This is a genomic window from Pseudomonas sp. App30 (assembly GCF_047947025.1).
Lineage (GTDB): Bacteria > Pseudomonadota > Gammaproteobacteria > Pseudomonadales > Pseudomonadaceae > Aquipseudomonas.
Genome location: NZ_CP133165.1, coordinates 2,923,348 through 2,938,996 on the forward strand (window position 1 = coordinate 2,923,348; position 15,649 = coordinate 2,938,996).

The 15,649-nt window shown below is 67.0% G+C and carries 13 protein-coding genes; 6 read left to right on the top strand and 7 right to left on the bottom strand.

All coding sequences use genetic code 11. The features are described from left to right. Positions 1 to 89: 89 nt before the first annotated feature. Positions 90 to 812 carry a DUF2076 domain-containing protein gene (locus RAM80_RS13525; RefSeq protein WP_416427034.1) on the bottom strand — a complete coding sequence of 241 codons (723 nt, stop codon included), beginning with the start codon at positions 810 to 812 and terminating at the stop codon, positions 90 to 92. A 200-nt stretch (positions 813 to 1,012) separates the two neighbouring features. Here RAM80_RS13525 and RAM80_RS13530 point away from each other — a divergent pair, with 200 nt between their 5' ends. Together RAM80_RS13530 and RAM80_RS13535 are read left to right on the top strand one after the other, a co-directional pair. After that, on the top strand, positions 1,013 to 1,672 hold the full coding sequence (locus tag RAM80_RS13530; protein WP_416427035.1) for a hypothetical protein: 660 nt from the start codon (positions 1,013 to 1,015) through the stop codon (positions 1,670 to 1,672). 63 nt (positions 1,673 to 1,735) lie between these two features. Continuing rightward, positions 1,736 to 2,824, top strand: a complete 1,089-nt coding sequence (locus RAM80_RS13535; RefSeq protein WP_416427036.1) for an endonuclease/exonuclease/phosphatase family protein — start codon at positions 1,736 to 1,738, stop codon at positions 2,822 to 2,824. 84 nt (positions 2,825 to 2,908) lie between these two features. Here RAM80_RS13535 and hrpB read toward each other — a convergent pair whose 3' ends face one another. Continuing rightward, complete coding sequence (gene hrpB, locus RAM80_RS13540) at positions 2,909 to 5,434, bottom strand: ATP-dependent helicase HrpB (RefSeq protein WP_416427037.1); 2,526 nt, start codon at positions 5,432 to 5,434, stop codon at positions 2,909 to 2,911. Positions 5,435 to 5,542: 108 nt separating this feature from the next. Here hrpB and RAM80_RS13545 point away from each other — a divergent pair, with 108 nt between their 5' ends. Both RAM80_RS13545 and RAM80_RS13550 read left to right on the top strand, forming a co-directional pair. Next, the gene (locus RAM80_RS13545) at positions 5,543 to 5,962 is read left to right on the top strand and encodes a polyribonucleotide nucleotidyltransferase (protein WP_416427038.1); all 420 of its coding nucleotides are present in this window, start codon (positions 5,543 to 5,545) and stop codon (positions 5,960 to 5,962) included. A gap of 12 nt (positions 5,963 to 5,974) precedes the next feature. Continuing rightward, entirely contained in the window at positions 5,975 to 6,889 is a 915-nt protein-coding gene (locus RAM80_RS13550; RefSeq protein ID WP_416427039.1) for a cation diffusion facilitator family transporter, read from the top strand. Here RAM80_RS13550 and RAM80_RS13555 read toward each other — a convergent pair. Further along, complete coding sequence (locus tag RAM80_RS13555) at positions 6,874 to 7,959, bottom strand: DUF6515 family protein (RefSeq protein ID WP_416427040.1); 1,086 nt, start codon at positions 7,957 to 7,959, stop codon at positions 6,874 to 6,876. The two genes, RAM80_RS13550 and RAM80_RS13555, sit on opposite strands and share 16 nt — an antisense overlap. Positions 7,960 to 8,414: 455 nt before the next feature. On the opposite strand from RAM80_RS13555, the gene RAM80_RS13560 reads away from it, so the two are divergent. Together RAM80_RS13560 and RAM80_RS13565 are read left to right on the top strand one after the other, a co-directional pair. Next, a complete protein-coding gene (locus RAM80_RS13560) occupies positions 8,415 to 8,894 on the top strand; it encodes an Lrp/AsnC family transcriptional regulator (protein WP_416427041.1) in 480 nt (159 codons plus the stop codon). Between the two features lie 12 nt (positions 8,895 to 8,906). Further along, positions 8,907 to 9,110: a DUF2788 domain-containing protein gene (locus tag RAM80_RS13565; RefSeq protein ID WP_416427042.1), complete on the top strand. Its 204-nt coding sequence runs from the start codon at positions 8,907 to 8,909 to the stop codon at positions 9,108 to 9,110. 34 nt (positions 9,111 to 9,144) lie between these two features. Here the strand turns inward: RAM80_RS13565 and RAM80_RS13570 are convergent, their stop codons facing one another. From RAM80_RS13570 to RAM80_RS13585, 4 genes are all read right to left on the bottom strand, one after another. Beyond that, the gene (locus RAM80_RS13570) at positions 9,145 to 9,714 is read right to left on the bottom strand and encodes a pseudouridine synthase (protein ID WP_416427473.1); all 570 of its coding nucleotides are present in this window, start codon (positions 9,712 to 9,714) and stop codon (positions 9,145 to 9,147) included. Between the two features lie 139 nt (positions 9,715 to 9,853). Next, positions 9,854 to 11,326 (bottom strand): AMP nucleosidase, encoded by a 1,473-nt coding sequence (amn, locus tag RAM80_RS13575; protein WP_416427043.1) that lies wholly within the window; start codon positions 11,324 to 11,326, stop codon positions 9,854 to 9,856. A 152-nt stretch (positions 11,327 to 11,478) separates the two neighbouring features. Continuing rightward, a complete protein-coding gene (locus RAM80_RS13580; RefSeq protein WP_416427044.1) occupies positions 11,479 to 13,128 on the bottom strand; it encodes an acyl-CoA dehydrogenase family protein in 1,650 nt (549 codons plus the stop codon). 71 nt (positions 13,129 to 13,199) lie between these two features. Further along, a complete protein-coding gene (locus tag RAM80_RS13585; RefSeq protein WP_416427045.1) occupies positions 13,200 to 15,593 on the bottom strand; it encodes a 7TM diverse intracellular signaling domain-containing protein in 2,394 nt (797 codons plus the stop codon). Between the last annotated feature and the right edge of the window lie 56 nt (positions 15,594 to 15,649).

Below are 15,649 nucleotides of genomic sequence, written 5' to 3' on the forward strand. Positions count from 1 at the left end.
GGCCGTCAGTATGCCAGTTGCAACGCGGGTGCTGGGAATTGTCTGGCGAAACGGCCCGCCAGGGGGTGGCGGGCCGTCGGCCGAGGGGGTCAGACGAAGGTGTCGTCGTCGTCGAAGAAGCTGCCGCCGCTGTCGTCGTTGAAGTCGGAGTCAGCGAAGCCGCCGCCGTTGTCGCCGCCCCACGAATCGTTGTTGGCGAAGCGCTCGGACTCGTTGCCCCAGCCGCCCTGGTCCTGCATCGGCACTGGCTCTTGCAGCACTTCGACGATTTCCTGGGGCTGGTTGTTGTGGTGGAACAGGCTGCTGATGCCTTCGGCCAGCATCACGCCACCGGCCACGCCGGCTGCGGTCTGCAGGGCGCCACGCATGAAGCCGCCAGCGGCTGGAGCCGCCTGTTGTGGCGGCGGTGGTGGCGCGTACTGCGGCTGTTGCGGCGGTTGCTGGTACTGCTGGGTGCCAGGTTCGCGCCAGCCGCCGGACGACTGCGGGGCCGGGGCGGGTTCACGGGAACCGCCACCGAAAATGCTCGACAGGAAACCGCCGCTCTGTTGCGGCTGTTGCTGGGCGGCAGCGGCCTGGGCCTGGGCTTGCGCCAGGTCGGCCTGCAGTTTCTTCACCTGCTCGTCCATGCGCTTGAGGGCCGCTTCCTGTACCAGGATGGCCTGGGCCATGTAATAAGGTACTGCCGGTTGCGCGGCCACATGTTCCTTGATCCGCTCGAACGCCTGGGCGTCGCGTGGGGCTGCTCCCGTTTCGGCTTGCTTGAGCCGGGTAAACAGACCATCGATCAGGGTTTGCTCTTCGCTGTTCATGGCGACCTCGTTAGATTGCCGGTAAAAATTCGGCCCGGCCCGGTATGGGCGGCCTGCGTACAAAATGGGGCACGTGCATGACGGTTTCAATGGTAGCGCCCCATGAAACTTCCTTCAGGCAGCGACACGCCAGCGCGGTTGGAGCCACCTGGCGCATGGGCTAAAGTGTCGGCCTGCTTTGACTACTGCGATACCGACTGATGAACCCCTTGAGCGTACTGCGCGATTCCCTGTATTTCTTCCGCCGCAACCTGCTGGCCATTGCCCAGCTGTGCCTGCCACTGGTGGTGCTGGAGGCCCTGGCCACCCAGATGGTGCAGCACACGGTGGGCGAAGACGCCTCTCCCATGTATGACATCATCGTGGGCCTGCTGTTCTACCCGCTGTACACCGGCGCGCTGATTCTGTTCCTCGACGCCCGCAGCAAGGGCCTGCAGCCGCTCAAGCGCAACCTGCTGGCCGTGACCCTGCGCCTGTGGCCATTCTTCGCCGTGCTGGCGGCGAGCAGCACCGTGCTGATCATGCTCGGCCTGTCGCTGTTCGTGCTGCCGGGCGTCTACGTCATGATCCGGCTGGTGTTCGCCGAATACTTGCTGGTGTTGCGCGGCCTGACGCCCATGGCGGCCATGCGCGACAGCTTCCAACTGACCCAGGGGCACTTCGTGCGCATCCTGCTATGCGTGTTCGGCGCGCTGATACCGTTGTGGGCCATCGACCTGGTCAGCAATTCGGTGTGGCCCGAGCCCAGCAACTGGCAGGCGCTGCTGCTGGACAGCGTCAACGGCTTCCTGCAGCTGTTCACCAGCGTGGTGCTGTACCGCCTGTTCATGCTGCGCGTGGGCGACACGACCCAGCCCTGAGGCTTGGGCGCGGCGCCTGGCTCGGTTATGCTCCGGTGATACCGCGAAGCCAAAGCCGAGCCCATGACCCGACTCCTGCGCAACACCCTGCTGGTACTGGTGGCCCTGGCGCTGCTGCTGGGCATCCTGGCCTACACCCTGACCTGGCACCCGCCCCAGCGCGAGAAGCTCGCCAACATGTGCCGCGGGCCGGCGCCGCAACTGGTGCCGGGCCAGGCCGTGAAGGTGATGACCTGGAACGTGCAGCACCTGGCGGGCAAGCAGTACGTGTTCTGGAACGACCTGCCCGATGGCAGCGGCCCGGACGACCGCGCCACCGCCGAGGACCTGGCCTATAACCTCGATGAGGTGGCCCGGGTGATTCGCGATGAACAGCCCGACCTGGTGCTGCTGCAAGAGCTGGACGACGGCGCCAAGGCCAGCGACTACCAGGACCAGCTGACCCTGCTGCGCGCACGCATCGTCGACCTGTACCCGTGCAGCGTCGAGGCCTTCGACTGGAAGGCCGACTTCATCCCCAACCCGCATATCCTCGGCAGCGTCGGGCGCAAGCTGGCGACCCTGAGCCGCTTCCAGATCGTGCAGGCCGAGCGCCAGCAACTGCCCCAGGCCGAAGGCCATTGGCTGACTGCACCCTTTGCCCCGCGCCGCGCGCTGCTGACCAGCTACCTGCCGATCCAGGACGGCGGCCAGCTGGCGGTGCTCAACACCAACCTGGATGGCCCTGTACCGGGCGAGGATACCCAGGGCCGGCAGATGCAGGCCATTCTCAAGCGCATCGACCGCATGGAAAGCCACGGCACGCCGTGGCTGCTGGGCGGCGACTTCAACGCCCTGCCCCTGGGCCAGGCGTTGCGCCTGCCGCTCGCGCAGCGCAATGCGTATCCGGCAGACAGCCCCCTGCATCTGCTGTGGGACCGCTATCCGATGATCCCGGCCAACACCGAAGCCAGCGGCGAGGACCGCAGCGACTGGTTCACCCACTACCCCATCGACCCGGCGATACCGGCGCCCGACCGCACCCTGGACTACCTGTTCCACAGCCCCAAGCTCAAGCGCATCGAGGCGCGGGTGCGGCAGGATGACACCGAGGAGATCTCGGATCACCTGCCGCTGACGGCGCGGCTTTTATTGCCGCCCCCCGCCCCCTGACGATCGATACCCGTGTGGGAGCTGGCTTGCCAGCGAGCTTTTAGGGCCTCAACAGCTCGCTGGCAAGCCAGCTCCCACATGGGGTTATTTGCGGGGTTTGATGCGGGCGGTGGCTTCGGCGATCAGCGGGTCGTCTGGCCAGTAGTGCTTGGGGTAGCGGCCCTTGAGGTCTTTCTTCACCTCGGCGTAGGTGCTGCGCCAGAAGTTGGCCAGGTCCTGGGTCACCTGCACCGGCCGCCGCGCCGGCGACAACAGGTGCAGCAGCACCTGCTGGCGGCCGTTGGCGATGCGCGGGGTTTCGGCCAGGCCGAACAGTTCCTGCAGGCGCACCGCCAGGATCGGCGGCACTTCGCTGTAGTCCAGGCGCACGTTGCTGCCCGACGGCACGGTCAGATGCTGCGGCGCCAGCTCGTCCAGGCGCTGGGGCAGCGGCCACGGCAAGGCGTTGCGCAGGATCGAGGACAGGTCCAGGTTGCCGAAGTGGCTCAGGCGCGTGACCTTGCCCAGGTAGGGTTCCAGCCAGGCTTCGAGGTTGGCCAGCAATGCCACGTCGCTGACGTCCGGCCATTCGCTGCTGCCGCTGCCGGCCAGGTCCAGCTGGCGCAGCAGGTTCACCCGCGCCTGCCACTGGCGCAGCTCCGGGGTCCACGGCAACAGCTCCAGGCCCTTGCGCCGCACCAGGCCCACCAGCGCCCTGGCCCGCGCGGCGTCGTCCAGGCCCGGCAACGGCTCGCGGCTGAGCACCAGCTCACCGACCTTGCGCTGGCGCTCGGCGCGCAGCACACCCTCGCGCTCGTCCCACTCCAGCTGGTCGACCTGGCGCACCTGCTCGGCGAGCACGCCGTCGAGCAGCCCGGCGTCGAAGTCGGTGGCCAGGTAGATGCGCTCTTCGCGCTGGCCCTGGCGGCTGCCCAGGTCGGCGATGACAATCCACTCGTGCTTCATCAGCGCATCCGGCTCGCCGAACTGCGCGGCGCGGCCGTTGGCCAGGCGGTATTCGCCACCACCGGCACGTCGTTGTTGCGCCACGCGGTCGGGATAGGCCAGCGCCAACAGCGCGCCCAGCCAGCGCGGGTGATCGGGATCGGCCACAGGCGCGCTGGCGTTGCCGCGCAGGTAGCCACGGTATTGCCGTGCCAGCTGGCGCACTCGCTGCACCCCGCCCTGGCTGCCGCGCGCGCCGCGCTGCTCGCCGGACACCAGGCCCAGGCGGCTGTGCAGGTCGGCGCCGGCGCCACGCAGGATGTCGCGCTCGCCCAGCAGCGCCGCCACGTCACACGCCAAGCCAGCCAAGCCCAAGGCCTGCCCACGCAGCAGCAGATGGGCGATGCGCGGGTGGGCCGGCAGTTGCGCCATGGCCTCGCCGTGTCTGGTCAGCGCCGTGGCGCCCGGTTCGGCCAGCGCCCCCAGGCGCACCAGCAGGTCCAGCGCCTGGCCGTAGGCCGCCGCCGGTGGCAGGTCGAGCCAGCTCAGCTGCTCCGGGGTCACGCCCCAGCGGCTCAGTTGCAGCGCCAGCCCGGCCAGGTCGGCCTGGAGGATCTCGGCCGCGCCATAGGCAGCCAGTTGTTCATGCTGGGCCTCGGACCACAGCCGGTAGCACACGCCCGGCTCCAGGCGCCCGGCCCGGCCGGCGCGCTGGGTGGCGCTGGCGCGGGAGATGCGCTGGGTGTCCAGGCGGGTCATGCCGCTGCCAGGATCGAAGCGCGGCACCCGCGCCAGGCCGGCATCCACCACCACGCGCACGCCGTTGATGGTCAGGCTGGTCTCGGCGATGTTGGTGGCCAGCACCACCTTGCGCTTGCCCGCCGGCGCCGGGTCGATGGCCGCGCGCTGGGCGTTGAGGTCCAACTCGCCGTGCAAGGGGCACAGCAACACGTTGCCGTCTTCACCCAGGGCGTCGGCCAGCTGCTGGTGCACGCGACGGATCTCGGCCTGGCCGGGCAGGAACACCAGCAGGCTGCCGCTCTCGTCGTTGAGCGCTTCCAGCACGGTGTTGACCACCCGCGGCTCGATGAACTCGCCCGGCTGGAACGGCCGCCCCCAGCGCATGGCCACCGGGAACATGCGCCCTTCGCTGCGCACCACCGGCGCATCGTCGAGCATGGCCGCCAGGCGCTCGCCTTCCAGGGTTGCCGACATCAGCAAAATCTTCAGCGGTGGCTCGTCGCGCAGCAGCGCGCGGCCGTTGAGGCTCAGGGCCAGGGCCAGGTCGGCGTCGAGGCTGCGTTCATGAAATTCGTCGAAGATCACCAGGCCAACGCCCTCCAGCGCTGGATCCTCCTGCAGGCGGCGGGTGAGAATGCCCTCGGTGACCACCTCGATGCGCGTGTTCGGCCCGACCCGGCTGTCCAGGCGAATGCGGTAGCCCACGGTCTCCCCGACCTTCTCGCCCAGCTCGCTGGCCAACCGCTCGGCCGCAGCACGTGCGGCCAGGCGCCGGGGTTCGAGCATGAGGATGGTCTGCCCGGCCAGCCATGGCTCGCCCAGCAACGCCAGCGGCACGCGGGTGGTTTTACCGGCGCCGGGCGGGGCTTCGAGGACAGCTTCGTGGCGCGCCGCAAGCGCCTGGCGCAGGTCGGGCAGAACGGCATCAATCGGCAATGAAATCATGGTGGCTCCCAGGCAAGCCGGCAAGTATAACGGCGAACTAGAGCCTTATAATCATGGTCTTAGTATCAGCACCCCTGTAGGGTTGCATTCACCATTTCGGAGATTCCCATGCGTATTCCTTCGCGTTTGATTGGCGGTGTGCTGGTGGGCGCCCTGCTCACCCAGGTTACGGCCTGCGGCAGCCTGTTCTACCCTGAGCGTCGCGGCCAGATCGAAGGCCGCATCGACCCGGTCATTGCCGTGGCCGACGCCGTCGGGCTGCTGTTCTACATTATCCCGGGCCTGATCGCGTTCGGTGTCGACTTCGCCACCGGCGCCATCTACTTCCCCCATGGCAAGACCGCCCAGGTAGCGCCGGAAAAACTGCACGAGGCGGTAAGCGCCGACGGCAAGGTGGACCGCGCGAAACTGGAGGCTATCCTGCAGAACGAACTGGGCCGCACCCTGCCCTTGAACGACCCGCGCCTGATCGAAAGCCGTGGCAGCGCGGAACAACTGGCCATGTACGGCCTCAAGCCCGCCGCTTAAGCACAGGCCACCATGACCACATCCGCTCACCACATCAAGCTGCTGCGCCTGGCCACACGTGCTTCCCTGGCCACGGCGGCCATCCTGATCGTCGCCAAGGCCATCGCCTGGTGGTTGAGCGGTTCGGTCAGCCTGCTGGCCGGCCTCACCGACTCGGTGCTGGACGGCGCCACCTCGTTCCTCAACCTGCTGGCGGTGCACTATGCGCTGCGCCCGGCCGATGAAGACCACCGCTATGGCCACGGCAAGGCCGAGGCCATGGCGGGCATGGCCCAGGCGTTGTTCATCGGTTTCAGTGCGGTGCTCATCGCCTACCAGGCGGTGGAACGGCTGCAGAACCCACAGCCGCTGGGGCAGGCCGGCATCGGCATCGCCGTGATGGTGCTGTCGTTGGTACTGACCGCAGGGCTGCTGGCCATCCAGTACAAGGTCATTCGCGAAACCGGCTCCACGGCCATTCGCGCAGACTCGCTGCACTACCGCTCGGACATGATGCTCAACGGCAGCATCCTGGTGGCCTTGCTGCTGGCGCAGTTCGGCTTCGGGCAGATGGACGCCTTCTTCGGCCTGGGTATTTCCCTGTACATCCTCTGGAGCGCCTACCAGATCGCCCGCGAAAGCGTGGCCATCCTCATGGACGAGGAACTGCCCACCGACGTCAGCGCGCAGATGCTGGCGCTGGCCTGCGCGGTGCCCGGCGTGCTGGGTGCCCACGACCTGCGCACGCGGGTGTCGGGCAACCACTGGTTCGTGCAATTGCACCTTGAGCTGCCCGGCACCTTGAGCCTGACTGCCGCCCACGCCCTGTGCGAGCAGGCGGAAGCGGCGATCATGGCGCAGTACCCCAAGGCCGAAGTGTTGGTGCACGCCGACCCGGAAGAAGTGGTGCAGGCCGGCAAGGCCCACACCCCTCAGTTCACCCTGTAGCCCCGGGTGCTCAGGCAGGACGCCATGGCATTGCGGTAGCTGTAGACCACCGCCGGGTCAGGCTGGTAGGTGGCGTTGGCGGGGTCGAAACCGGTCTGCTGCACGGCGGTGCGATAGCACTCGTACTTGTCCTGCTGGATCTGTTCCGGGCTCTGGCCGTAGGCCGGGTACACCGCCACGTCATAAGGGTCGGCGGCGGGCTGAGGCTGCGGCTCTGGCTCAGGCGGCGGTTGGATCTGTTCCTGGGCCACCGGCGGGCTCACCACCACGTAGTCCTGGCTGTCGTCCGCCCACTGGTAATAGCTGCCGGCAGCCATGAAGAACAGCGCGCCACCAATCCAGACTTCGCTGGCGTAGTCGGGCAGGTAGCGGGTACGGATGCCGTAGGGCGGCCGTACGACCACGTAGCGCGGGCCATCCGGGCGGTACCAGTAGCCATTGGAGAAGAAGTAGTCACCGCCGCGGTACGGCACGCGGTAGGACTGCCCCGGGAAGCGATCGACATACTGCCCCGGCCGGAACTGCGGGCCCGAGCCCCAGCCGTTGCCGTAGCCACCCGGGCGGCCCGGCCAGCGGTGGTCGTCGTGGCGGTCGCGGTTGGGCATGTCGGCGTAGTTGCCACGGATAGGCGGCTGGGTCTGGCGCACTTCATCCGGGTGCGGGCGAATCGGCGGCTGCTCGACCTGCTGCTGGCGCGGCTCCTGGTGGAACTGGTATTGGCCGCTCTGCTGCGGCGCACGCTGCTGTTCCTGGTGGAACTGCGTGGGCGTGTCCTGCTGCTGATGGAACTGCGGCTGCGCGTTCTGCGGCCGGGCGTTGCCGGGCTGCTCACGGTTGAAGTTCTGCTGATGGAACTGGTACTGGCCGCTTTGTTGCGGGGCACGCTGTTGCTGTTGCGGCGGTTGTTGTGGCTGCTGTTGTGGATGGTTCTGTTGCTGGCCACCCCCGTGCTGCTGCCCTTGCGGGCCGTGCTGCTCCTGCTGCGAGTTAGGCCCTTCGGCCAGGGTTGGAGCGCTGACGCTCACACAGAGCAGACCAACACCTGCCATGTGCCAGATGCGCGACTTCATGCTTTTCCTCACGGGGGGATGGTTGGGGCGTATAGATAAGACTGGAAAAACCGCCTTCGGTTCTTCAAGTTTATCAGCCTGTATGCGAAGGGTATCGGCGGGGACATGTTTTTCATGCGCGGCGTTTTTCGCGCACAAATAAAGAAGGGAGGCCCGTCGGCCTCCCTTGAGTGTCTTCTGTCCTGCTCGACGCTTGTGGCGCCGGCTCACCTCACGCCGCCTTCTGGGCAGTGTGCAACCCGGGGGCCAGCACAGCCCCTGTGGGGGTGGTGGCCGCAACCTGCCTGCTTGGGTCTGGTTGCAGTGGACTCGTGTCCGGGTAGTGATTCTGGGTAAAAGAATACGGCGAACGCGGCGGCAGAGGATTGCTAAGATTGCTGACGAAAACATCACTTGCGCAATTTTTGCCTTCAGATGGATAATTTGCAGCAATATTAAAGATCAAGGGCAGATCCATGAGCAAGCTGGACCGATATGACCTGAGCATTCTGGCTGAATTGCAGCGCGATGCTCGTATTTCCAACCAGGAACTGGCCGAGCGTATCGGCCTGTCGCCCTCGCCGTGCTCGCGCCGGGTCAAGCAGTTGGAGGACGACGGCTACATCACCCGCCAGGTCGCCCTGCTGGACCGCAAGATGCTGGGCCTGAGCCTCACCGCCTACGTGCACATCGGCATGGACCGCCACACCCCCGAGCGTTTCGAGAACTTCGAGGCCGCGGTGCGCGCCCTGCCCCAGGTGCTGGAATGCAGCCTGGTGACCGGGATGGAAGCCGACTACCAGTTGAAGGTGGTGGTGCCGGACATGGACCACTACCAGAAACTGCTGCTGGGCCACTTGACCCGTATCGACGGTGTCACCAGCGTGCGTTCCAGCTTTGTGCTGAACCAGGTACTGGCCAGCACCGAGCTGCCCCTCACCCACCTGCGCACCTGACGGAGGCTGCCCATGGACCCGGCGGTATTCGAAGAATGGATGATGACGATACTGGTGACCGTGCTGATCGGGTTCATGGGGTTTATCGTCTGGGACCTGGCGAAGAAGTCCAAGGCCGGGCGGTTTGGCACCCTTATCCTGTTTGCGGTGTTGGGCCTGGGGATCCTCGCGTTCGTGATCAAGAGCGTGGTGATTGCGGTGATTGAGGCCCATTGATCGCGGCGCGCCGGGACGCGGCCGGTGGCCGCTATTACGGGCGGGGAGCCGGGACTTCGCGGTATTTGCCTTGCTCCAGGCCATCCAGTGCCCAGTCGCCGATGCGCACGCGCACCAGGCGCAAGGTGGGCAGGCCCACGGCGGCGGTCATGCGCCGTACCTGGCGGTTGCGACCTTCCTTGATGATCAGTTCCAGCCAGTGGGTGGGCACGCTCTTGCGAAAGCGCACCGGTGGGTCGCGTGGCCACAGGTCTGGTTCTTCCAACAGGCGGGCCTGGGCCGGCAGGGTCATGCCATCGTTGAGTTCGACGCCCTGGCGCAGGCGCTGCAAGTGCTCTTCGGTGGGTTCGCCTTCCACTTGAACCCAATAAGTTTTCGCCAGCTTGTGCCTGGGGTCGGCGATGCGCGCCTGCAACTGGCCGTCGTTGGTCAGCAGCAGCAAGCCTTCGCTGTCACGGTCCAGGCGCCCGGCCGGGTAGATACCGGGGATGTCGATGAAATCCTTGAGCGTCGCGCGGCCTTCGCCGTCGCTGAACTGGGTCAGCACGTCGAACGGCTTGTTGAACAGGATCAACCGCGGCTCGGCCGGCGGCGCCTTGGCCACGCGCCGTGGCTGCCCGGGTTTGGCAAAGGGTTTGGCGCCCGGGCGGCGGGCGTTGGTGCGGGGTGGCAATGGCATGGGGGCAAGGTTTCAAGGCAGCTGGGCCGACTATGCTAGTGGGCCCGGCGCCTTTGGGCAAACCTCAGCGGAACGGCGGCTCGTCGAAGCTGCGCAGTTTGCGCGAGTGCAGCGAGGTCAGCTCGGTGCGCAGCAGGTCCAGGGCGGCGATGCCGATCTTCAGGTGCTGGCTGACCGCGCGGTTGTAGAACGCGTTGGCCGAACCCGGCAGCTTGATCTCACTGTGCAGCGGCTTGTCGGACACGCACAGCAAGGTGCCGTACGGCACGCGCAGGCGGTAACCCTGGGCAGCGATGGTGCCGCTTTCCATGTCCACGGCCACGGCGCGCGACAGGTTGATCAGCGGCCGTTCCTGGGCCCAGCGCAGCTCCCAGTTGCGGTCGTCGTAGGTCAGCACGGTGCCGGTGCGCAGGCGTTTTTTCAGCTCGTCGCCACGCTCGCCGGTGATCTGCGCGGCCGCTTCCTGCAAGGCCATCTGCACCTCGGCCAGGGCCGGGATCGGGATGTTCGGCGGCAGCACGCGGTCGAGGATGCCGTCCTGGCGCATGTAGGCGTGGGCCAGCACGTAGTCGCCGATGGTCTGCGACTGCCGCAGGCCGCCGCAGTGGCCGATCATCAGCCAGCAGTGCGGGCGCAGCACGGCCAGGTGGTCGGTGATGTTCTTGGCGTTGGACGGGCCAACGCCGATGTTGACCAGGGTCACGCCGTCGCCATCGGCAGCAATCAGGTGGTACGCCGGCATCTGGTAGCGGTGCCACACCACGCTGTCCACCAGGGCCTGGGCCTGCTCGCTGGCCATGCCCTTCTCGATCACCACGTTGCCAGGCATGACCATGCGCACGAAGCGCGGGTCGCTCTGCAATTGCTCCAGGCCATGGCTGACGAACTGGTCGACGTAGCGGTGGTAGTTGGTCAGCAGGATCCACGGCTGTACGTGGCGCCAGTCGCTGCCGGTGTAGTGGATCAGGCGGCGCAGGGAGAAGTCGACGCGGGCGGCGTCGAACAGCGCCAGCGGCATCGGGTCGGCAGTGGCCCAGTCGTACAGGCCGTCGGCCACGCCATCGGTGGCAGCGGACAGGTCGGTGCTGGGGAACACGCGGGCCAGGGCGGCGGCGGTGACACCGCTGCCGGCCAGCTCATCGCCCTGCTCGACCACGTAGGGGTACGGGATGTTCTGCTCGCTGACGCCCACTTCGACAGTGACGGAGAAGTCGCGCATCAGCGGCTTGAGCTGGTCCAGCAGGTAGGTGCGGAACGCGGCCGGCTGGGTGACGGTGACCGAATAGGTGCCCGGCGACTGTACCTTGGCGTAGGCGCGGGTGATGGGCGGGACTTCGCCGCTGTAGGTGTAGGTGACGCGCAGTTCCGGGTAGTGGAACAGCGCGCGCTGGGCCGCGTCGGGTTCGCTGCGGTCCTTGAGGTATTGCTTGAGCGCCTGGCTCAGGGCCTTGGTACCCCGCTCGTGCAGTTCAGCCAGACGATCGACGGCTTGTTCGGCGGTTTCGACAACAACAAAGGCTTCGGCAGTTCGAGTCACGGTGCGCTTCCTGTCTGATCTTGCAGACCTCCATCTTGCCTGTAACAACACATAAAGGCACGTGTTGCCCGTGACGCGGCCAGGCGCCCGATCTGCGTAGCAGCTGCCGAAGGCTGCGTCCGGCGAAGGACCTGCGTTGCCTGCGGCCGCTGCTACGGGAGGTGGGGGGTTGAGCGTTGGACCAGTGCCTGGACGTCGAGGCCGCGCGGCAGCGCGCCGTAGGCGCGGCCGCCGCCGCTCAGGCGGCTGGCGATGAAGGCGTCGCTGACCAGCGCATTGCCTGCCTCCAGCAACAACTTGGCCTGCACCGCCAGGGCGATGTCTTCGGTGAGCTGGCGGGCGCGGTACTGGATGTCGCTGGTGTCCTGGAACGCCGCTTTCAGCCCGCCGATGTGCGCCGCCAGGCGACGGTCGCCATGGCCATCACCCAGCTCGGCGAACAGGGCATCGAGCACGCCCGGTTCCTTGGACAGGGCGCGCAGCACGTCCAGGCACTGGACATTGCCCGAGCCTTCCCAGGTGGAGTTGACCGGCGCCTCGCGGTACAGCCGCGGCAGGATGCTGTCCTCGACGTAGCCGGCGCCGCCCATGCACTCGGCGGCTTCGTTGATCATGGCCGGGGCGCGCTTGCAGATCCAATACTTGCCCACTGCCGTCATCAGCCGGGCGAAGCGTGCCTGGTGGCCGTCATCCAGATGGTCCAGGGCCTGGCCCATGCGCAGGCTCAGCGCCAGCGCCGCCTCGCTTTCCAGCGCCAGGTCGGCCAGCACGTTCTGCATCAACGGCTGCTCGGCCAGCACTCGGCCGCCCACCTGGCGATGGGCGCAATGGTGCGCGGCCTGGGTCAGCGCCTGGCGCATCAGCGCGCTGGAGCCGACCATGCAATCGAAACGGGTCATGGCCACCATCTCGATGATAGTCGGCACGCCGCGGCCCTCCTCGCCCACCATCCAGGCCAGGGCGCCACGGAACTCCACTTCACTGGAGGCGTTGGAGCAGTTGCCCAGCTTGTTCTTCAAGCGCTGGATGTAGAACTCGTTGCGGGTGTCATCCGGGCGGTGGCGCGGCAGCAGAAAGCAGGTCAGGCCCTTGTCGGTCTGGGCCAGGGTCAGGAAGGCGTCGCACATGGGCGCCGAGCAGAACCACTTGTGCCCCACCAGTTCATAGGCCTGGCCCGGCCCCGGGGCGCCCACGGGGAAGGCGCGGGTGGTGTTGGCGCGCACGTCGGTGCCGCCCTGTTTCTCGGTCATGGCCATGCCCAGGGTGACCCCGGCCTTGTGCGCCATGCCGACGTTGCGCGGGTCGTACTCGGTGGCCAGCACCTTGGGCAGCCACTGCTCGGCCAGGCCCGGTTGCAGGCGCAGCGCCGGCACGCTGGCGAAGGTCATGGTCAGCGGGCAGCCACTACCGGCCTCGGCCTGGGTGTGCAGGTAGGTCATGGCGGCGCGCGCCACGTGGGCGCCGGGGCGCGGATCGGTCCAGGGCAGGGACGGCAAGCCGTGCTCGACGGCCGCGCGCATCAGCTCGTGATAAGCGGGATGGAATTCCACCAGGTCGATACGGTGGCCGTAGCGGTCGTGGCTGCTGAACACCGGCTTGTTCTGGTTCGCCAGGAACCCCGCCGCCATCAGCGGCCCACCGGCCAGGGCACCGTAGGCGTCGATGCGCGCCTCGGCCCAGCCGCCACCGAAGCGCTTGGCCCAGGCCTGCAGCGGCAGGTCGATGCGCCACAGGTTGGCGCCATCCAGGGGCGGCGGCTGGTTGCTGACTTCGTGGGTTTCGGCGAACTGGTGCAGGTTCATGGCGGGCTCCTGGGGCAGGTTCATACCCCAGTGAATCACGCTACCCGCCCCTGTCAAAGTGACATATCGGCCTAAATGTCGGCGCTTTCGCCCTGCACCTTGACCAGCAACCAGCGGTGCAAGGTGGCTTGCAGCTCTTCGAAACGCACCGGCCGGTTCAGGCAATCGCTCATCCCAGCCTCCAGGCAACGCTCCCGTTCCTGGCGCTGGCCCACCACCGCCAGCACCGGCAGGCGTGCGCAACCGGGCAGTTCGCGCAGGCGCCGGCAGGTGGCGAAGGCGTCGGTGAGCGGCGTCTGGCAGTCCAGCAGCACGGCGTCGAACCGCTCGCGGTGCAACAGCTCCAGCGCGGTAATGCCATCGTCGGCCGTGCGCACGCGGTAGCCCAGCTTGAGCAGCATGCCGCGGATCACCAGCTGGTTGATGCTGTTGTCATCCACCAGCAGCACCGTGCAGTCGTGGGGCGAGCGCTGGGTGCGCTGGTGCTCGGTACGCGGCCCGGCCGGGGTTGGCCCCAGGTCGTCCACCAGGCCCAACTGCAAGTGCAGCTCGAACCAGCTGCCGCGCCCCGGTTCGGAGTGATGGCTGAGCTCGCCGCCCATCAGGTCGGCCAATTGCCGGCAGATCGCCAGGCCAATGCCCAAGCCGCCGTATTCACGGGTCATGGAGCCGTCGACCTGGAAGAACCGCTGGTACAAAGTGGCGTCGGCCAGTTGGCTGAAGCCAATGCCGGTGTCACTGACCTTGAAGCTCAGCGCCAGGCCGTCCGCCGTGCGCTCGCCCACGCGCACCCGCAGCCCCACCGAGCCCTGGCGGGTGAATTTGACGGCGTTGTCCAGCAGGCAACCCAGGCACAGCGCCAGCTTCTTCGAGTCGCCCTGCAGGCGCTCGGGCAGGTCGCTGTCGGTTTCCACCGAGAACGCCAGGTGCTTGGCCTGGGCGGCCCGGCCGAATTGCATCTGCAGGCCGTCGAGCAGGGCCTGCACACCGAACGGTTCGTGGCGCGGGTAAAGCTTGCCGGCCTGCAGTTCGGTGAGGATGAGGATGTCGTCGACCATGCGCATCATGTCCCGCGCCGAGCCGGCCGCGGTCTGCTGGTACTGCTCGAGTTCGGTGTCCATGGGCACTGTCTGCATCAGCTCCAGCGAGCCGATCACACCGTTCATGGGCGTGCGCAGCTCGTGGGTGACAGTGGCCAGGAACTCGTCCTTGAGGCGGTTGCTGTTGGCCAGTTGCTGGTTGAGCAGTTCCAGCTTCTGCCCCGCTTCCAGCAGCACTCGCGCCTGTTGCTCGCGCATGGAGTTGATGCGGTCGGCCAGGGCCAGGGACAGCAGCCCCACCTCCAGCGCCGAGCCGATCTGGCTGGCGTACATGGTGATGAAGACGTTGGGCAGGTAGCCCAGCACCATCAGGGTGTTGACGATGCCGCCGGCCAGGAACGCGGTCCAGGCAATGATGAAATAGCGCGCCAGGCGCAGGCCGCGCCACCAGGCGATCAGGCCGGCGCTGAAGATCACCACAGTGAACACCAGCGCCAGCGCCGTCGCCAGGCGCAAGGCCATGCCGTAGGTGGCGGTCAGCGACAGCATCATCGTCACCACGCCCACGCCCATCAGCACCATCAGCAGGCGGTCGAGCCAGCGGCTGTGTTCGGCGGTCTGCAGGAAGCTGCGGGCGAACTGGCTGCCGAACAGCGCGGCCGAGCCGATCAGGAACGGCGTGGCGGCGTTGGCCCACCAGGGGTTCTCGGGCCAGAAATACTGCACCCCGGCACCGTTCACCGACACCTGGTACAGGCCGAAGGAGGCGATATAGAGGATGTAGTAGAGGTAGCTGCGGTCGCGCACGCTCAGGTAGATGAACAGGTTGTAGACCAGCATCCCCAGCAGCACGCCGTAGATCAGCCCCAGCACATACAGACGGGTGGGCTGATCTTCAAGGTAAGCGGTATAGGACCACAGGTTCAGCGGCGCCTGCACCGAGCCTTCGCTGTGAATGCGCAGGTAGGCGGTGGTGGTCTGGTTGGCCGGGAACGGAATGGCGAACACGTAGTTGTTCTGCTTGATCTCGCGCACCGAGTACGGCAGCTCGTCGCCCGTGCTCTGGGTCAGGCGAAACTTGCCGTTGGGGTCGGCCAGGAACAGTTCGATGCTGTCCATGGGCGGGTACGCCAGCTCCAGCAGCCAGTTGCCCACGGCCTCGGGGGCCTTGGGCACGTAGCGCAGGTCCACGCGCAGCCAGAACACCGAGCGCGAGTAGCCGGCGTTGAGCACGGCTTCGCTTTGCCGATGAAAACGATCGGCAAAGGCCGCGGACGAAACCTGCTCGATGCTGGCCGAGCCATCGACATCTTCATAGACTTGCATCACGTGCCCCAGGGGAAGGGTGCGCGTGGACTCGTCAAAATCGAGCGCGCAGGCCAGCAGCGGTAGCCAGCCCACCAGTAAAATCAGGAAATAGCGCATACAGCCCCAGCGTAGCCTGTCCGAGCGCGTCAGGAAGCCCCCATTCCCTTTGAGAC